The organism is Hyphomicrobiales bacterium (genome assembly GCA_030688605.1).
Lineage (GTDB): Bacteria > Pseudomonadota > Alphaproteobacteria > Rhizobiales > NORP267 > JAUYJB01.
The window spans coordinates 45,314-61,030 of record JAUYJB010000122.1; the positions used below are offsets into that span (position 1 = coordinate 45,314).

11 protein-coding genes and 1 other RNA gene are annotated in these 15,717 nt (G+C 66.5%); 5 read left to right on the forward strand and 7 right to left on the reverse strand.

Annotation, left to right across the window (positions count from 1 at the left end; genetic code table 11):
• Positions 1 to 2 precede the first annotated feature (2 nt).
• Positions 3 to 1,589: a winged helix-turn-helix domain-containing tetratricopeptide repeat protein gene (locus tag Q8P46_12900; protein MDP2621047.1), complete on the reverse strand. Its 1,587-nt coding sequence runs from the start codon at positions 1,587 to 1,589 to the stop codon at positions 3 to 5.
• Between the two features lie 132 nt (positions 1,590 to 1,721).
• On the opposite strand from Q8P46_12900, the gene Q8P46_12905 reads away from it, so the two are divergent.
• On the forward strand, positions 1,722 to 2,390 hold the full coding sequence (locus tag Q8P46_12905; GenBank protein MDP2621048.1) for a hypothetical protein: 669 nt from the start codon (positions 1,722 to 1,724) through the stop codon (positions 2,388 to 2,390).
• 232 nt (positions 2,391 to 2,622) lie between these two features.
• On the opposite strand, the gene Q8P46_12910 is transcribed toward Q8P46_12905, so the two are convergent.
• Complete coding sequence (locus Q8P46_12910) at positions 2,623 to 4,257, reverse strand: chloride channel protein (protein ID MDP2621049.1); 1,635 nt, start codon at positions 4,255 to 4,257, stop codon at positions 2,623 to 2,625.
• Between the two features lie 40 nt (positions 4,258 to 4,297).
• Complete coding sequence (locus Q8P46_12915) at positions 4,298 to 4,786, reverse strand: thioesterase family protein (protein ID MDP2621050.1); 489 nt, start codon at positions 4,784 to 4,786, stop codon at positions 4,298 to 4,300.
• Between the two features lie 180 nt (positions 4,787 to 4,966).
• Here Q8P46_12915 and Q8P46_12920 point away from each other — a divergent pair, with 180 nt between their 5' ends.
• A complete protein-coding gene (locus Q8P46_12920) occupies positions 4,967 to 6,364 on the forward strand; it encodes an FAD-linked oxidase C-terminal domain-containing protein (GenBank protein ID MDP2621051.1) in 1,398 nt (465 codons plus the stop codon).
• A 104-nt stretch (positions 6,365 to 6,468) separates the two neighbouring features.
• Positions 6,469 to 10,857, forward strand: coding sequence for an AsmA-like C-terminal region-containing protein (locus Q8P46_12925; GenBank protein MDP2621052.1), 4,389 nt, complete (start codon positions 6,469 to 6,471; stop codon positions 10,855 to 10,857).
• A 158-nt stretch (positions 10,858 to 11,015) separates the two neighbouring features.
• Here the strand turns inward: Q8P46_12925 and Q8P46_12930 are convergent, their stop codons facing one another.
• The 4 genes from Q8P46_12930 to ssrA all read right to left on the reverse strand — a co-directional run bounded on the left by Q8P46_12930 (position 11,016) and on the right by ssrA (position 14,012).
• A complete protein-coding gene (locus tag Q8P46_12930; protein MDP2621053.1) occupies positions 11,016 to 11,243 on the reverse strand; it encodes a ribbon-helix-helix domain-containing protein in 228 nt (75 codons plus the stop codon).
• A 15-nt stretch (positions 11,244 to 11,258) separates the two neighbouring features.
• Positions 11,259 to 12,650, reverse strand: a complete 1,392-nt coding sequence (fumC, locus tag Q8P46_12935; GenBank protein MDP2621054.1) for a class II fumarate hydratase — start codon at positions 12,648 to 12,650, stop codon at positions 11,259 to 11,261.
• A gap of 372 nt (positions 12,651 to 13,022) precedes the next feature.
• On the reverse strand, positions 13,023 to 13,571 hold the full coding sequence (locus Q8P46_12940) for a ClpXP protease specificity-enhancing factor SspB (protein ID MDP2621055.1): 549 nt from the start codon (positions 13,569 to 13,571) through the stop codon (positions 13,023 to 13,025).
• 58 nt (positions 13,572 to 13,629) lie between these two features.
• Positions 13,630 to 14,012, reverse strand: a transfer-messenger RNA (tmRNA) gene (gene ssrA, locus Q8P46_12945).
• A 59-nt stretch (positions 14,013 to 14,071) separates the two neighbouring features.
• Between ssrA and Q8P46_12950 the strand changes: the two genes are divergently transcribed.
• A complete protein-coding gene (locus tag Q8P46_12950) occupies positions 14,072 to 14,899 on the forward strand; it encodes a type II CAAX endopeptidase family protein (protein MDP2621056.1) in 828 nt (275 codons plus the stop codon).
• Positions 14,900 to 15,041: 142 nt separating this feature from the next.
• Entirely contained in the window at positions 15,042 to 15,707 is a 666-nt protein-coding gene (locus Q8P46_12955) for a DUF3299 domain-containing protein (GenBank protein ID MDP2621057.1), read from the forward strand.
• Positions 15,708 to 15,717: the final 10 nt, after the last annotated feature.

Sequence of the window (15,717 nt, forward strand, 5' to 3'; positions counted from 1 at the left end):
GATCAAACCGTCAGGCCAGCTTTGCGCATGCCATCCAGAAAGCGGATCATCGGCCGGGAGGTGTAGGGTACAGCCTGCTCAATCCAGGCAAGCGACAGGTTTGGCTGAAGCTCTTGCAGTTGTGCCATTTCCGATCTTGCTTCCTCGATTAGCCCCGCCTGCGCCAGACTTGCGCAAAGCTTTCGGCGTGCACCGAGATGACCAGGTCGCATCAGGAGAGCTTGTCGTGCCCATTCCGCTGCTTCGGCATACCGGCCCGCGATGTAATGAGCGGCAGCAAAACCGGCCATATAGAAAACATTGAAGGGATCGCGGGGGCTCATCCTTATTGCTTTTTGTAGGTTCTTGATCGCTTCATCGGAGCGGCCGTCATGAGCCTGTGCCCAGCCAGCGTATCCATAAGCGGCCGCGAAGTTCGAATTGAGATCGATTGCGGTGAAAAAGCGGCCGACGGCTTCATCGGTTCGTCGTACCGCAAAGGCAAGGTAACCAAGCGCCATGTACGCCCACGGATCGCTTCCATCGAGTTGGACCGCGCGGAGCGCAAGGCGCTCGACGGACTCCCGATCATTTCCTGAGGGTCTCCAACCCATGTGACCTGCGACGAGTAGCGCGAACGCCAGCAAGCTATGCGGAGGTGCATAATTTGGATAACGCTCAACGGCTTGGTGCAGGATGCCGATTGCCGTCTCGCTGTCGGCGGCGGACAGCTTCCAGAAGCGCGTCACGGCGCGCGCGACCAGATCCCATGCATCTAGATTTTCGACCGGGCGTGTTTCAGCCCGCGTACCCTCGGCTGCCAAAAGCTTTGGTTCGATTGCCGCCGCGACGCTTGCTGTTATCTCGTCCTGCAGAGCGAATATGTCGATAAGCTCACGGTCATATCGCTCCGCCCACATATGGGTGCCTGTAGCCGCGTCCAGGAGCTGGGCGGTGATGCGCACTCGCTTCCCGCTCCGGCGGACGCTTCCTTCAAGAACGTAGCGGACTCCAAGATCGCGTCCCACTTGTCTCACGTCCGCACCTTCTCCTTTGTAGGCAAAGGTTGAATTGCGGGCGATGACGAAGAACCACCTCAAGCGCGACAAGGCGGTGATGATGTCCTCGGTAATTCCGTCGCTGAAATACTCCTGTTCGGGATCGTCGGACATATTGGTGAATGGCAGAACTGCGATTGAGGGTTTGTCGGGGAGCGCAGGCACCGCCGTGCCGAGCAGCAACTCAAGCGCTGTGTCTCGGTCCTTCGCCATTCTTGAGGAGTCGGCGGCATCGGCGTTGTGTTTCTCGCGGACCTCACCTACGAAGCGCAGCCCCTTTCGCGAGATGGTGCGGATCAATCGTTGATGCGCGCCGCTGTCGCCGATGGCTTTGCGAACGGCGGTAATTCTGCTGGTAAGCGTCGAATCCGATACAATGCGACCGTTCCAAACGTCCGCGATCAAGTCATCCTTGCTGACCACGCGCTCGCGATTGCGGATGAGGTAGAGAAGAAGATCTCGAACCTGCGGTTCGACAGCGACAAGATTGGCTCCCCGCCGCAATTCCTGTCGGTCGGTATCGATGGAATATTCTTCGAAGTCGTAGAGCACGGTTCCTCCACTGCGCAAGCATACCAGCCTCAGGGAAATGGCGGGAATAATTCAGCGATAAATCAGGCGCGTCTCGAGGACGGGGGGAAGCCACCGCTGGCATTGTTGGGCCTCCCTTCGGTGGAGGAGACCATGCCGAATCATTCCAGCCTATGCGCGGCGTTCCTCATGTTGACGACGCTCGGCCCGTCCTTGGCCCAACCTGTCCAGAAGCTGAATTCCGGTTCCCTGTCCTCGATCACAGAAAGGCGACTGGAGCAAATCGATAATGTATCGGGAATTACTGTCCGCGTTCTCAACGCAGCCAAACTACAGCGGGGCGTCGGCCCGCCTACGCCCGCAATTCTGGCCGCGATCGCTGCCTGGCTTTCGGCAGACTTTGGTATGTCGGCCGTCCAGGATCCGCCGCGGGTAATGCTCGTTCCGCTGGCAAAGCTGGAGATGCTCCGTTTCGGCGGCTTGCTTCCAGACCGGGCAACGCATGTCGATAATGGGGGCGACCGAACCGTATCGTGGGATCGGGAGTACGATGTGGTGGCCCTTTACGACGACGCCACTCAGACGATTTATGTGCAGGAAGGATGGACTGGCGCCACTCCCGCCGAACTCTCCGTGCTCGTTCATGAGATGGTCCACCACTTGCAGAACCTAGCCGGATCGAAATACCCGTGCGCCGAGGCCCGGGAACGGCCCGCCTATGTCGCCCAGGCGCGCTGGCTTGCACTGTTCGGCAAGAGTCTTGGCGGTGAGTTTTCCATAGACCCGATGACATTGCTCGTCCGCACGACGTGCACGATGTGACTGTCCAGGAGCAAATGTCGGGCTCGCGGATTTTCTCCTGAGACAACAGCGCGAAAGCGGCAAATCACAGACGCTGACCCGGTCGCCAGTCCGGGTCCGATTTGAGGTCACCTTCGGCCTTGTGGGCCGGCGCCATACGATGTCCGGTGCTTGTTCCGGAAGCGGAAGGTTGCATTCCGCCCCGGCGCCGCGCGTCACGGTGCGTGGCGGCGCACTGGGCCACGCAAAATAGCTACCGGTGCTCCTCGATGCTGGCGTCGATCAGCGCCTCGTTGAAGACGGCGAGCGCGTCGACGTGAAATGCCCAGCCGACGATGCGGCTCTCGTCGCTCTCGTCGACGACCGGCACCTTGGAGACGCCTTCGGCGGCGAAGACGCGCAAGGCGGTTTCGATGGTCTCGGCGGGCGTCAGCCAGGGCTCGCCGGAGGCGGCGTCGAAGGCCGTGATCGCCTCGCCCTCGCCCATCGGCTGCATGAAGTCCTTGACCCGCAACAGCCGCCCCAGCCGCTTGTGCGGCCCCTCGCGCAGAAACAGGCCACGCATGGCGAGCTGCCAGTGGAAATAGCTGCGGCCGTGGATCAGTTGCGTGGCGGCGCTGGCGACGGACACCGTCAGCAGAAGCGCGATGGACAATGCCAGGCCGCCGGTCAGCTCGAACACGATCATGGTGGTCGAAATCGGCGCCCCGAGGACGGCGGCGGTCACCGCGCCCATGCCGAGTATGGCGTAGAGGCCATGGCTGGATGCGATCTCGGGAAAGGCCGCCGCGGCGATATAGCCGAAGGCGCCGCCGGTCATGGCGCCGAGATAGAGCGAGGGCGAGAACACGCCGCCGCCGAAGCGGCTGCCGAGCGTGATCGCGGTCGCCGCCGTCTTGGCGACGATGAGGGCGATCAGCATCATCAGCGGCAATTGCTGGTTCAGCGCCATGTCGGTCGCCTCGTAGCCGACGCCGAGGATCTCCGGGAAGAAGATGGCGATGGCGCCGACCAGGAGGCCGCCGACCACCGGCCGCAGCCACAGCCTGAGCGGCACCTTTCGCGCGATCCAGTCGGTGCCCATGATGGCGAACTGGAACAGGATCGCGACCAGCGCGCAGGTCAGGCCGAGCAGCGCGAAGGCCGGGAACTCCCACAGCGAGGCGATGTGGTAGCTGGGCACGGTAAAGGCCGGAAAGTCGCCGAAATAGAGCCGCGAGACGACGCTCGCCCCGACGCTGGATATGACGATCGGAACGAAGGCCGACAGCGCATAGTGGCCGAGGATCACCTCATGGGCGAACAGGGCGCCGGCAATCGGCACGTTGAAGGAGGCGGCGACCGCGCCGGCGACGCCGCAGGCGAGGATGGTGCGCCGGCCGCCCGGCGGCAGGTGGAAGCGCGCGCTCAGGGCCGAGGCGAGGCTGGCGCCGAGATGCACCACCGGGCCCTCGCGACCGGCGCTGGCGCCCGAACCGAGCGAGACGGCGGCGATGCCGGCGCTGATGAGCCCGCGGCGCAGCGGGATGCGGCTGCCGCCGACGGCCTGCGCCTCGATGACGTCGGCGACGCTCTCGGCGCGGCGGCCGGGCATCAGATAGCCGAGCGCCAGCCCGACCAGGAGCCCGCCGGCGGCAGGGGCCAGCAGAATGACCCACCAGGGCCTGGTGCGGGCCATCGAGGCCACCGCCTCGCTGGCGCCGCCGAGCCAGGGCACCTGGGTCATGGCGATGGCGACGCGGAAGGCGATGGCGCCGCCGGCCGCGGCCAGCCCGACGGCGATGGCGATCAGCCAGACGATGCCGTCGCGGCGGGTGAGGGCGGCGCGAATGTTGGGCGCCGCCCAGCCGACCGCGTGGGCCGCGAGCCCCCGACGCGCCAACCGCAAGGTAGCCCGGAACCGGTTGCGCAGGCGAGCCAAGGCCGGGTCACCTCGGCTGGCGGGGAATGGCGATGACGCGGCCGAGTTGCGACGGGCGCGGCAAGCCGGCATGGGCCTCATGCATTTCCCCGATCCGGGTCATGACGTCGTCCGGGAAGGGCGCCGAGCGCCGGGCGCGGGTGTCGACGTGCAGGGTCATGGTCTCCGAGGTCGCCGACAGGAAGCCGTTCGCGGCGTGATAGAGCTCCTGGAAGGCGTGCACCCGCTTGGCGTCGAAGTCGATGATCCGGAAGGTCGCCCGCACCGCGTCGCCCTCGCCAAGCTCGGCGAGATAGGTGACATGGGCCTCGAGCGTGTAGAAGGAGGCATGGCGGCTCTTCACATAGTCCGGCCCCATGCCGACGAGGGCGAAGGCGTTGTCGACGCAGCGGTCGAAGAACACATTGTAGTAGGCCATGTTCAAGTGGCCATTATAGTCGATCCATGCCGGCTCGACATGCATGATCGGCGAGGTGAGGGGCGCTTCGAACGGCATGGCGGAGGCGTTCCTTGTCCGGAATCGGGTCCTGTTCCTTCATAGCGCAGGCGCGGGACGCGTCAAAAGACGGAATGTAGCCGCCTTCGGCTTTGGCCCATTTGGCGGTTTCTGATAGGTTTGGGGCAATGATCGGTCGGCCCGCACCCGCCGGCGCGGCGCCCGTCGGAGAGAGAGACGATGCAATCCGTGCGTAAAAGGGAGCGCAAGGGGACGGACGAGGCGCTCGCCGTGCTCAAGCAGCGGTTCGGCGACCGCTTCTCGACCGGTCGGGCGGTGCGCGAGCAGCACGCGAGCACGATCACCTGGCACCGCAATACGCCGCCGGACGCGGTCGTCTTCGCGCAAACCACCGAGGAGGTCGCCGAGATCGTCGGCGTTTGCGCCGAGCGCCGCGTTCCGGTCATCCCCTTCGGCACCGGAACCTCGCTCGAGGGCCACGTCAATGCGCCCTTCGGCGGCGTTTCGGTCGATCTTTCGCAGATGAACCGCATCATCGCCGTGCATCAGGAGGACCTCGACTGCAAGGTGGAGGCCGGCGTGACGCGGGTCCAGCTCAACGAGTATCTGCGCGACACCGGCACCTTCTTCGCCATCGACCCGGGGGCCGACGCCAGCCTCGGCGGCATGGCGGCGACGCGCGCCTCGGGCACCAACGCGGTGCGCTACGGCACGATGCGCGACAATGTGCTCAATCTGACCGCGGTGCTGCCTTCCGGCGAAATCGTGCACACCGGCGGCCGGGCGAAGAAATCCTCGGCCGGCTACGACCTCACCCGCCTTTTCATCGGCGCGGAAGGCACGCTCGGCGTGATCACCGAACTGACCTTGCGGCTGCACGGCATCCCGGAGGCGATATCCGCCGGCGTATGCCCGTTCTCGACGCTCAAGGGCGCCTGCGAGGCGGTGATCGCGACCATCCAGTCGGGGATCCCGGTGGCCCGCATCGAGCTTCTCGACGAGGTGCAGGTGCGCGCCTGCAACGCCTATTCCAAGCTGTCGCTGAAGGCGACGCCGACCCTGTTCGTCGAGTTTCACGGCTCGCCGAACAGCGTGCGCGAGCAGGCGGAGAGGTTCGGCGAGATTGCGCGCGAGTTCGGCGGCGGCCCCTTCGACTGGGCGACCGAAACGGAGGACCGCAACCGGCTGTGGACGGCGCGCCACAATGCCTATTTCGCCGCCGTCGCCTCGGCGCCCGGCAAGAAGGCCCTCGTCAGCGACGTCTGCGTGCCGATTTCGCGGCTGGCCGAATGCGTGCTCGACACCAAGCGCGACATCGAGAAAAACAATCTGCACGCGCCGCTGGTCGGCCATGTCGGCGACGGCAATTTCCACACCACGATCATGGTCAACCTCGACGATGCGGACGAGCTGGCCCGCGCCGAAACCATGCTGGAGCGCATGGTGGAGCGGGCGCTGGCCATGGAAGGCACCTGCACCGGCGAGCACGGCATCGGCGAAGGCAAGATGAAGTATTTAACCATGGAACACGGAAATGGCGTCGACCTCATGCGCGCCATAAAAAAGGCAATTGATCCTGATAACATTATGAATCCAGGTAAGATTTTTGCCCTATAAGAAAGTTACGGCGGCAATGCGGTAGACGGCAGCCAATAGGGCACCAGGCGGGCGGGGATGTAAGTTGAGAGTTGCAATTTGACCCATTTCGCGGGGATAGCCTTGTGAACTCGGTTTTGCTCTCGGTCGGCGTGGCCGTCGTGCTTGCCATGTTCGCGGCGCTGCTCGGGCCGTTCCTCATCGACTGGAACGCCTACAAGTACCTCCTCGAAGCGCGCCTGAGCGAAGTGGCCGGCGAGCCGGTCAGCGTCGGCGAGGTGGTCGAGTTGCGCCTGTTGCCGACTCCGGTCCTGAAGGCGAACGGCCTGCGCGTCTACGCCTACGGGGGAGAGGACGCCATGCCGCTGCTTACCGCGCCGCGCATCCAGGCGCGCATGGCGCTGGCGCCGATCCTCAGCGGCAAGATCGAATTCGATGAGCTGATCATCGAAGAGCCGGCGCTGCAGGTGCTGTGGCGCAGCGACGGCAGCGTCGAGCTGCCCGGTTTCGGCGCCGCCAGCAGCTCGATCGATCCGCGGCGCGTGTCCCTCAACGCGCTGGAGATCCGCGAGGGCTCGATCACCATCCGCGACGAGCACATGCGGGAAGTCCGGACCCTGACCGGGTTCAACCTGACTGGCGGGGCCCCCTCGCTCAGCGGGCCGTTCAAGGCCGCAGGCGGCGTCATCGACGATGGCGTGCTGTACGCGTTCCGGCTTGCCACCGGGCAGGTGCAGGAGGATGGCGCGCTGCGGACCAAGCTTGCCGTACAGCCGGCGAGCGGCGAATTCGAGCTTGCCCTCGACGGGCTGCTTTCGGCCTCCGAGGGGCAACCGGAGTTCCGCGGCGAGGCGTGGCTGCAACGGGTCACGGCGGCGGTCAGCGAGGACGTGCCGCAGGCCTACCGCGCCGAGCGGGCCGGGGCGCCCTGGCGGGCCACCATGGAGATCGAGGCGACGCCGCTCGCGGTGACGGCGAAGACACTTTCGATCGGCATCGGCGAGGACGAACGGGCGGTGCAGCTTGCCGGCGGCGGCAGGATCGATCTTTATCCGATCTTGCGCTTCGACGCCGAGATGCGGGCAAGCCAGATCGATCTCGACCGGGCGCTCGGCCATGGGCCGGGGGGCCGGGCCGCGGTCGGCGAGCTCGGCGCGGTGGCGTCGGGGCTGGAGACGTGGATCAAGGCGCTCAATGCGCCGCTTGCCCTGCGGCTCGCGGCCGATGCGGTGCTCATCAACGGCAGCCTTGCCGAGGACCTCGACGTTGCCGCCGACGTCGCCGAGGCGAGGGTCTCGGTGAAGAATTTCAGCGTCCGCCTGCCGGGCAAGAGCGTGCTGACGGGCAAGGGGACGGTGGCGCTCGGCGATGCCGCGCCGTCGCTCGACGCCACGACCCAGCTGGAGACGCTCCAGGCCGGGCTGCTCCTGCAATGGCTGGGGATCGAGGATTTCAGCGTTGGCACTCTCAGGGTCCGGCCGGGGGCCGCGGCGATCGTGGCCAAGGCGCGGCTCGGCCTGCGCGACGGCGTGTTCAGGCTCGACGACCTCGAGGCGCATCTCGACGATACGGCGATCGCCGGACGGGTCTTCTACCAGGGCGGCGAAGGCGCCTCGCGCAAGCTCGATCTGGTGCTCGCCCTCGACGCGCTCGACCTCGACCGCTATTTCGAGATCGTTCCGCGGACCGCGGGCGAGGCGGGCGCAGAGGAGGCAGGGCAGGGACGCCCGCCGCCCGACATCGCCTTGCGGCTCGATGCCGAAAGCCTGAGCCTCGGCGACGTGACCGGACGGGCGCTGGTCGCCGACCTCGTCTATTCGCAGGGCTCGCTCACCGTAAACAGCCTGTCGCTGGGCGATCTCGGCGGCACGTCGCTGGCCGCGTCCGGCCGCGTCGACGACGTGTTCGGCCGGGCGGACGGCGAGTTGATCGCCTCGATGACCTCGGACGATCTGACCGGCGTGGCGCGGCTTGCGACAGAACTCGGATTTACCGGACGCGACGGCGCGGAGCTGGCGGCGCAGGCGGCCGCGATCAGCCCGGCAGCCGTCGAGGCGACGCTGAAAGCGATCCGCTCGGACGCCGGCACCGAGGTGGAGGCGACGTTTTCCGCCGCCCTGGGCGGCACCCTTGCCAAGACGGAGGCAAGCTTTCGCGGCCAGTTGTCCGACCTGCGCGCCGGCACCTTCGAGGTATCGGCGGAGGCAAGCAATCCGGACGGCGAAAAGTTGCTGGCCCAGCTCGGCATTCCGCCGGGCGCGAACGGCGCTGAGGAAAAGCTGCCCGGCCGGGTGCGCCTCAAGCTTGCCGGGCCGCTGGCCGAAGGCGCGAAACTGAGCGCAGAGGCGGGCTTTCTCGGCGTGACCGGCCAGATGGACGGGACCTTGACCATCGACTCCGGAACCGCCTTCGCGGGCCGCATCGAGGCCGCGACCGAGGACGCCCGTCTGCTGCTGCGCCGGCTCGATGCGCCGGGCAAGGACGCCGAGATGCCAGTGAAGGCGGAGATTTCCGGGACGCTCGAGCGCCAGGGCGCGCGCTGGCGGCTCCACGACATCGACGGCCAGACGGGGCGGCAGACGTTCATCGGCGATTTGCGGCTCGAGTTGCCGGCCGAAGGCGGCCGGCGCCTTGAGGGCAATCTCGATCTGGATATGCTGAGCCTGCCCTGGCTGCTTGCCACGCTGCTCGGCGCGGAGAGCAGCGAGCCGGTGCCCGGCGCCTGGCCGGAGGCGCCGTTCGACCTTGCGACAACGTGGCTTTTCGAGGGAACGGTTGGCGTCAGCACCAACCGGCTCGAGCTTCCCGGCGGCGCGCTGATGGGCGGCGCCCGCTTCGACCTGCAATTGCAGCCGGGCAGCGCCGCCCTCAACAACCTGCAGGGGCGACTTTTCGGCGGCGAGGCGACGGCCAATCTGCGGCTGGCCGACTCCGTGCTGCAGCGCGGCGTGACCTTTACCGCCGACATCAGCCTCGAGGACGCCGTCCTCGACGAGCTGGCCTGGGCTCCCGGCGGGACGCCGGTCGCAACCGGCAGCATCGACCTTTCCACCCGTGTCAACGGCTCCGGGCGCAGCTGGCTCGGCCTCGTCTCCTCGCTCGGCGGGGAAGGAAAGATCAGCGCCCGCAACGGCGTGCTGCGCGGCCTCGATCCGAACGCCTTCGTGGAAATCGTCAAGGCCGCCGATTCCGGCCTGGAGCTGAAGGAGGACCGGGTCCTGAACGTGTTTCAGGGCTATCTCGCCGCCGGCGCGCTTGCCTTTGACAGCTTCGACGGGGTGTTCGAGGTCAATGAGGGCATCGTCTCGGCTAAGAATATGGCGCTGGAATCCAAGGATGCCAGCCTGGTCGCGTCGACGCTCGTCGACCTGCACCAGCTCAAGCTCGACAGCGAATGGACGCTGACGCCGGCCGCAACCGAGAAGCTGGCGGCGGTCCCGCCGGTCACGCTGGTCTTCGCCGGGCCGTTGGCGGGGCCGCAGCGCCAGCTCGACGTCGGCGCGCTGACCGGATATCTCACCGTGCGGCGGCTCGAGGAGGATGTGCGCCGTCTCGAGGCGGCGCAGGCGGACGCGGTGGAGGGGGAGCGTTTCGACCGCATCCTGATGCAGCAGACCCACGAGCATATGCGCCGCGCGCGCGAAAAGCGCGAGAATGCCCGCATCGCGGCGGAACGGTTGCGGACCCAGCACTTGATGCGCGTCCAGGCGGAGACGGTGCGCCGGCAGGCGGCGCGCGAGCAGGCGGCGCGGTTGGAAGCCGAACGCAGGGCGCGCCTGCATGAGGAGGCGGCGGAGCGGGAAGCCGCCCGCCGCGAGGCCGCCCGCCTGCAGGCGGCGAAAGCGGAAGCCGAGCAGATTTTGCGCGAGCGCCGGGAGGCGGCGCGTCTGGAAGCCGAGCGCATTGCCCGCGAGCGGCGGGAGGCGGAACGTCTGCAGGAAGCCGAACGCATCGCCCGCGTGCGCCTGGAGGCGGCGCGCCTGGAGGCGGAGCGCATCGCGCGCGAGGGCCGCGAGGCGGCGGAGCGGGAAGCCGCCCGCCGCGAGGCCGCCCGCCGACAGGACTCGACGTTGGAAGCCGAACGCATGGCGCGCCAGCGCCAGGCGGCGCGGGCCGAGGCCGCCGCCGTCGAATCGGAATTGAAGATTGCCCCCACGGCGCAGGAAAGCGGCCAGAAGCCGCTCGATCAACGGTTGAGGGAGGCCCTGCGCAAGAGCCTCGGGTCGGAACCGCCGGTAGCGCCGGACGGGTCCGGACCGCTGATCGTGAATACGCCGCCGGTGCCGTCCGTCGACGTGCCGGACAATGGCCGCAGTGCGCCGCCGCCGCCGGAAACAACGGGCCCGTTGATTCTGACCACGCCGGTGCTGCCGCCCGACCTGCGAGACGAGCCGCCCGGCCTGGCGCCGTGGCCGCCCTTGTCCGCGCCGCCGCCGCAACGGTTTCCGGACCCGGGCCGGCCGCGCTCGGGCAATATCGACCTGCCCTTCGACCCGGTCGACCCGGGGGGCTAGAGCGGTTCATGGTTATAGGGGAACCATGAACCGCTCTATCGGCAAGACGCTTGGGTCTTCCCGGATCTGACGGCGGAAGTGCAGCTACCCAAAAACGATTCTCCCCCCTTGTGGGGGAGGAGGAATGATCCATTGCGCTGGCCTGAATTCAAGCAGCGTCAGGGCTTGTTACCCGGCTTTGCCCCTGGATGGCGCAGGGACTGCAGAATGTGGCGGCGGATGGCCGAGGACAGATTTCCGGCGCCGCGATCGCGGTCGATCTCGGCAATCAATCGATTGACGGACATGCCGCGCGCGGCGGCAATCTCCTTAAGCGCGCGCCAGAACTCTTTCTCCAACGAAACGCTGGTACGGTGGCCGTTGAGGGTGACGGAGTGTTTTTTCACTGTTATTTCAATGCATTATCGCGGCGCGATCATCTTTTCCGGACGTACGGTGGCGTCGTACTCGGCTTCCGTCACATAGCCCAGCCGCAATGCCTCCTGCTTGAGCGTGGTGCGGTTCTTGTGCGCCGCCTTGGCGATCTCGGTCGCCCGGTCATAGCCGATTTTCGGCGCCAGCGCCGTGACCAGCATCAGCGAACGGGCCATCAGCTCGGCGATCCGCGCCTCGTTCGCCTTCAGGCCCCTGACGCAATTGTCGGTGAAGCTGACGGCGGCGTCGGCCAGCAGCCGGATCGACTGCAGCACGTTGAAGACGATGACCGGCTTGAACACGTTGAGCTCGAAATGGCCCTGGCTGCCGGCGACCGTCACCGTGGTGTGGTTGCCCATCACCTGGCAGCAGACCATGGTCATGGCCTCGCACTGGGTCGGGTTGACCTTGCCCGGCATGATCGAGGAGCCGGGCTCGTTCTCCGGCAGCGCCAGCTCGCCGAGGCCGGAGCGCGGGCCGGAGCCCAACAGGCGGATGTCGTTGGCGATCTTGAACAGACCCGCTGCGATGGTGTTGAGCGCCCCCGACAGCTCCACCATCGTGTCGTGTGTGGCCAAGGCCTCGAATTTGTTTTCCGCTGTCACGAAAGGAAGTTTGGTTATTTTCTTGACGTGACTTGCGAACTTCTTGGCGAAGGGTTTCGGGCTGTTGAGGCCAGTGCCGACTGCGGTCCCGCCCTGGGCCAGCGCATAGAGCCGCGGCAGGCAGGCGTCGAGGCGGTCGATGGCGAGCGCCACTTGGCGGGCATAGCCGGAGAACTCCTGGCCGAGGGTAAGCGGCGTTGCGTCCTGCAGATGGGTGCGGCCGATCTTGATGATCCGGTTCCAGGCCTTGGCCTTGCCGTCGAGCGCTTTGTGGAGGTGCTTCAAGGCCGGGACCAGCCGGTGGCGCAGCTCCTCCGCGGCGGCGACGTGCATGGCGGTGGGGAAGGTGTCATTCGAGGATTGCGACCGGTTGACGTGGTCGTTGGGATGCACCGGATCCTTACTGCCGAGCTTGCCGCCAAGCATCTCGATGGCGCGGTTGGCGATGACCTCGTTGGCGTTCATGTTCGACTGGGTGCCGGACCCGGTCTGCCAGACGACAAGCGGGAAGTGGTCGTCGAGCTTGCCCAAGATCACCTCCTCGGCGGCAGCCGCGATCGCCTTTCCGAGGCGCGCGTCGAGGATGCCGAGCTCCATGTTGGTGAGGGCCGCGGCCTGCTTGACGATGCCGAGCGCGCGGAACACCGGGGCGGGAAGCCGCTCGCCGCCGATCTTGAAATTGCTTAGGGAGCGCTGCGTCTGGGCGCCCCAATAGCGGTCGGCGGGAACCTGGAGGGGCCCGAAGGAATCGGTCTCGGTGCGGGTCTTGGTCATGGCAGGCATCCTCCCTGCTGATAGGGGTCGAGATCAAGGTGTCTCCGGCAGGCAGCTCAAAGACGGCGATTACGGCGCCGGAACCACCTCTCCCCGCCGGGGAGAGGTCGGTTCGCGTCGGCGGACCGGGCGAGGGGGAGTTAGGAGTTTCAATAAGTTACGCATGTCCGCCTCACCCTGTCCCTCTCCCCGCAGGGGAGAGGAGACGCATGCATCGCCGTCCTTCGCGCTTTTCCTGCGGCCTCCTGGAGCAATCGGCGGTCAAATGGTTCACGTGACCAAATGACGCTCTAGCATGGGGCAGGGGGCGACGCCACACGAGGGTAGGCCCGGCGGGCGCGTGAAATTGCCGCCGGGAACCGCTCCGTGCCCTCAGCTCTTCTTGCGGAAGGCGTCGAGCTGCACGACCTCGGCGCTCTCGTGGGCGACCTCGGTCTTGGGTTGCGTCTTGGGCCGCGGCCTGACCTTCTCGGCGCTGTCGGCGGGCGGGGCGGGAACGGCCGGAGCCGCGCTTGCCGGGCGCTCGCCGCCGGTCTTTCCCGCCGTGGCGGCGGGCGCCGCCGGCTCCAGCGGCTCGAATTGCAGGCCGAACTGGACGCTCGGGTCGAAGAAGCCCTTGATCGCCGCGTAAGGGACGGTCAGATGTTCCGGCGTGTCGTTGAAGGACAGCGAGACCTCGAACGCGGCTTTGCCGGCCTTCAGGTTCCAGAACTGGTGCTGCAGGACGATGGTCATTTCGCTGGGGTGGCGCGCCTTCAGCCGCTCGGAGAGCTCGACGCCGGGAGCCGCGGTGTTGATGGTGACGTAGAAATGATGCTCGCCGGGAAGGCCGGTCTCGGCGACCTCGCCGAGCACCTCGCGCACGACCCCGCGCAATGCCTTCTGGGCTCGCAAATCGTAACGGAACAGGTCCTCAGCCATCCCCTTACCCGTCAGGTTCCGTGGCGGCCTCGACACCCGCCCCCAGGGGCGGACATAAAGTGGAGGGCTTCTGTTGCCAGGTGCCCTCCGAACCCCGCCTAGACCGTGCTAACGGCTAGGACTTCGATTTCGGTGCTAGAGCTGCATTAAGCAGCCAGAGCAACCGGAGCATAGTTGTCGTTGGCAACTATAGTTTCGGCCCGATAACGGCGGAACCATGCCGGGCGAAAGCGCATCCTTTAGACCCTCGTCGATCCTATTTCGCCCCCATCAGATGGCCCCTGACCGCCGGTCGCGGCCTGCGTTTCTCAGGGCCCATGTGGTGGAGGCGCCGGGTACCGCCCCCGGGTCCGATGGGCTTATTGCGATGACCGTTTATCGCCATAGCCGGCCGTAGCCGACAGACCCAATATAGGCGCGGATTATGAATAAAAAAAGATAGGATTGATCGCGATTCGCATGGGCGGAGGTATCGCGGATCGCATAACGGGGTGCGGAGGATGAGCCAAACGCAGGGCACGGCCGAGGCAGCCAAGACGCAGCAAAGCCCCCCGGCGGAGGGCGATGGGAGGGGTGCCGCCGGCTGGCCGGTCCTGGCGTTGATCGTCGCGGCCGCCCTGATCTATGGCCTGTCGGCGGCGATCGGCGGCGCCGTGGTCAGCGCCGGGTTCTGGGCCCTGCAATCGTTTGGCCTTGTTCCCTCGGGCCTGTCGCTGACCGAGCTCCTGCTGTCGCCCGAGGCCGCCGAGGGGCCGGCGGCCGCCTATCATTTCGCCGTCGTCGGCGGCATCTTCATCTTCAACGCGGTGGCCATGGTGGCGCTGATTCTGGCCATAGCCCGGCGCTCGCTCGCCGGCGGGCGGGCCGCGGCGGCGCCGCTGCGGCGGGTTGCGCCATGGGCGATCGTCGGCGGCATCATCGTCGTGCCGATCGTGACGCTCGCCGCCTTCGTCGTCGCCTACCGGCTCGCCGGCATTCCGATTCCGGCGGAGACCGGCTTCGATCCCGCCGACTGGCGCATGTGGGCCTATCCGCTCGGGCTCGTGATCGCCGCTCCCATCGCCGAGGAGATCGCCTTTCGCGGCTGGCTGTTCTCAGGCATCCATCGCCGCACCGGTTCGGCCCAGGCGGCGGTGTGGACGACGGCCGTGCTTTGGGCGCTGCTGCACGTCTCCCAGGGGTGGGTCAAGGCGGCGGCGCTGCTGCCGACCGGCCTCCTGCTCGGCGCCATGCGGCTCAAGACCGGCTCGCTGCGGCCAACGCTTGCCGGCCACATGGCGATGAACGCGGCCGGGCTCGTTTATATGACCTGGCTGGCAGGGGGGTAGAGCGAGCCTGCCGGCTCATGTCGGGAGGCAGGCTTCCGGAACGCGTCCGGGGCGCGAAGATTTGATTGGCCGGGCAGGCGGATTTTCCCTACATTCTTCCGCTGCTCGATCAGATCCCGGAAGCTGGAGCGGAATTCCCGAAATGATCCGTTTGATTGCAATCGCCTTTGTCTCGATGGCCCTTATGGCGCCGTCGTTGGCGGCGGCCGAAACGGCGCACGAACTCACATGGGAAATCCTGGTCCCTCCTGCTCCGCCTTTGCACGACCCGTTCAAGCACCTGACCAGGGACCAGAAGCTCGACCTGCACGCCATTATCGGCATCAAGATAGAGAAGATGCAGGGGCTTATAGACGACGACAGCGCGCTGTTGAAAATCGCGCAGGAACGCATCGACAAGCTGACGAAGCAGGGGCTCGATGTGGACGCCTTGATCGGCGAATACATCAAGCTCGAGAAGGAAGTCGCCGAGCGCGGCGAGGCGGTCGTCGGGGCTCTCGACGGTCAGCTCGTGCGCATGCCGGGCTATGTGCTGCCGCTCGAATTCTCCGGCACGGAGGTGAGCGAGTTCTTCCTCGTCCCCTATGTCGGCGCCTGCATTCACGTGCCGCCGCCGCCGCCGAACCAGATGGTGTTCGTGCGCCTGCACGACAGCACCATCAGCGGCGACCTCTACGAGCCGATCTGGATCACCGGACGGATGAAGGTCGAGAAGACGAATACCCTGCTGAACTATTTCGACGGCCAATCCAAGGTCGACGCGGGCTATACGATCGACGGCCTGAAGGTCGAAATCTACGAACCGTAACGCTGCTCCA

Excerpts from the sequence above, each read along its gene's own strand:
- Q8P46_12940 (MDP2621055.1), bottom strand. The coding sequence starts at position 13,571 with ATGGCTGAGGACCTGTTCCGTTACGATTTGCGAGCCCAGAAGGCATTG.
- Q8P46_12955 (MDP2621057.1), top strand. The coding sequence starts at position 15,042 with ATGATCCGTTTGATTGCAATCGCCTTTGTCTCGATGGCCCTTATGGCG.
- Q8P46_12950 (MDP2621056.1), top strand. The coding sequence starts at position 14,072 with ATGAGCCAAACGCAGGGCACGGCCGAGGCAGCCAAGACGCAGCAAAGC.
- Q8P46_12915 (MDP2621050.1), bottom strand. The coding sequence starts at position 4,786 with ATGCCGTTCGAAGCGCCCCTCACCTCGCCGATCATGCATGTCGAGCCG.
- Q8P46_12920 (MDP2621051.1), top strand. The coding sequence starts at position 4,967 with ATGCAATCCGTGCGTAAAAGGGAGCGCAAGGGGACGGACGAGGCGCTC.
- Q8P46_12905 (MDP2621048.1), top strand. The coding sequence starts at position 1,722 with ATGCCGAATCATTCCAGCCTATGCGCGGCGTTCCTCATGTTGACGACG.
- fumC (MDP2621054.1), bottom strand. The coding sequence starts at position 12,650 with ATGACCAAGACCCGCACCGAGACCGATTCCTTCGGGCCCCTCCAGGTT.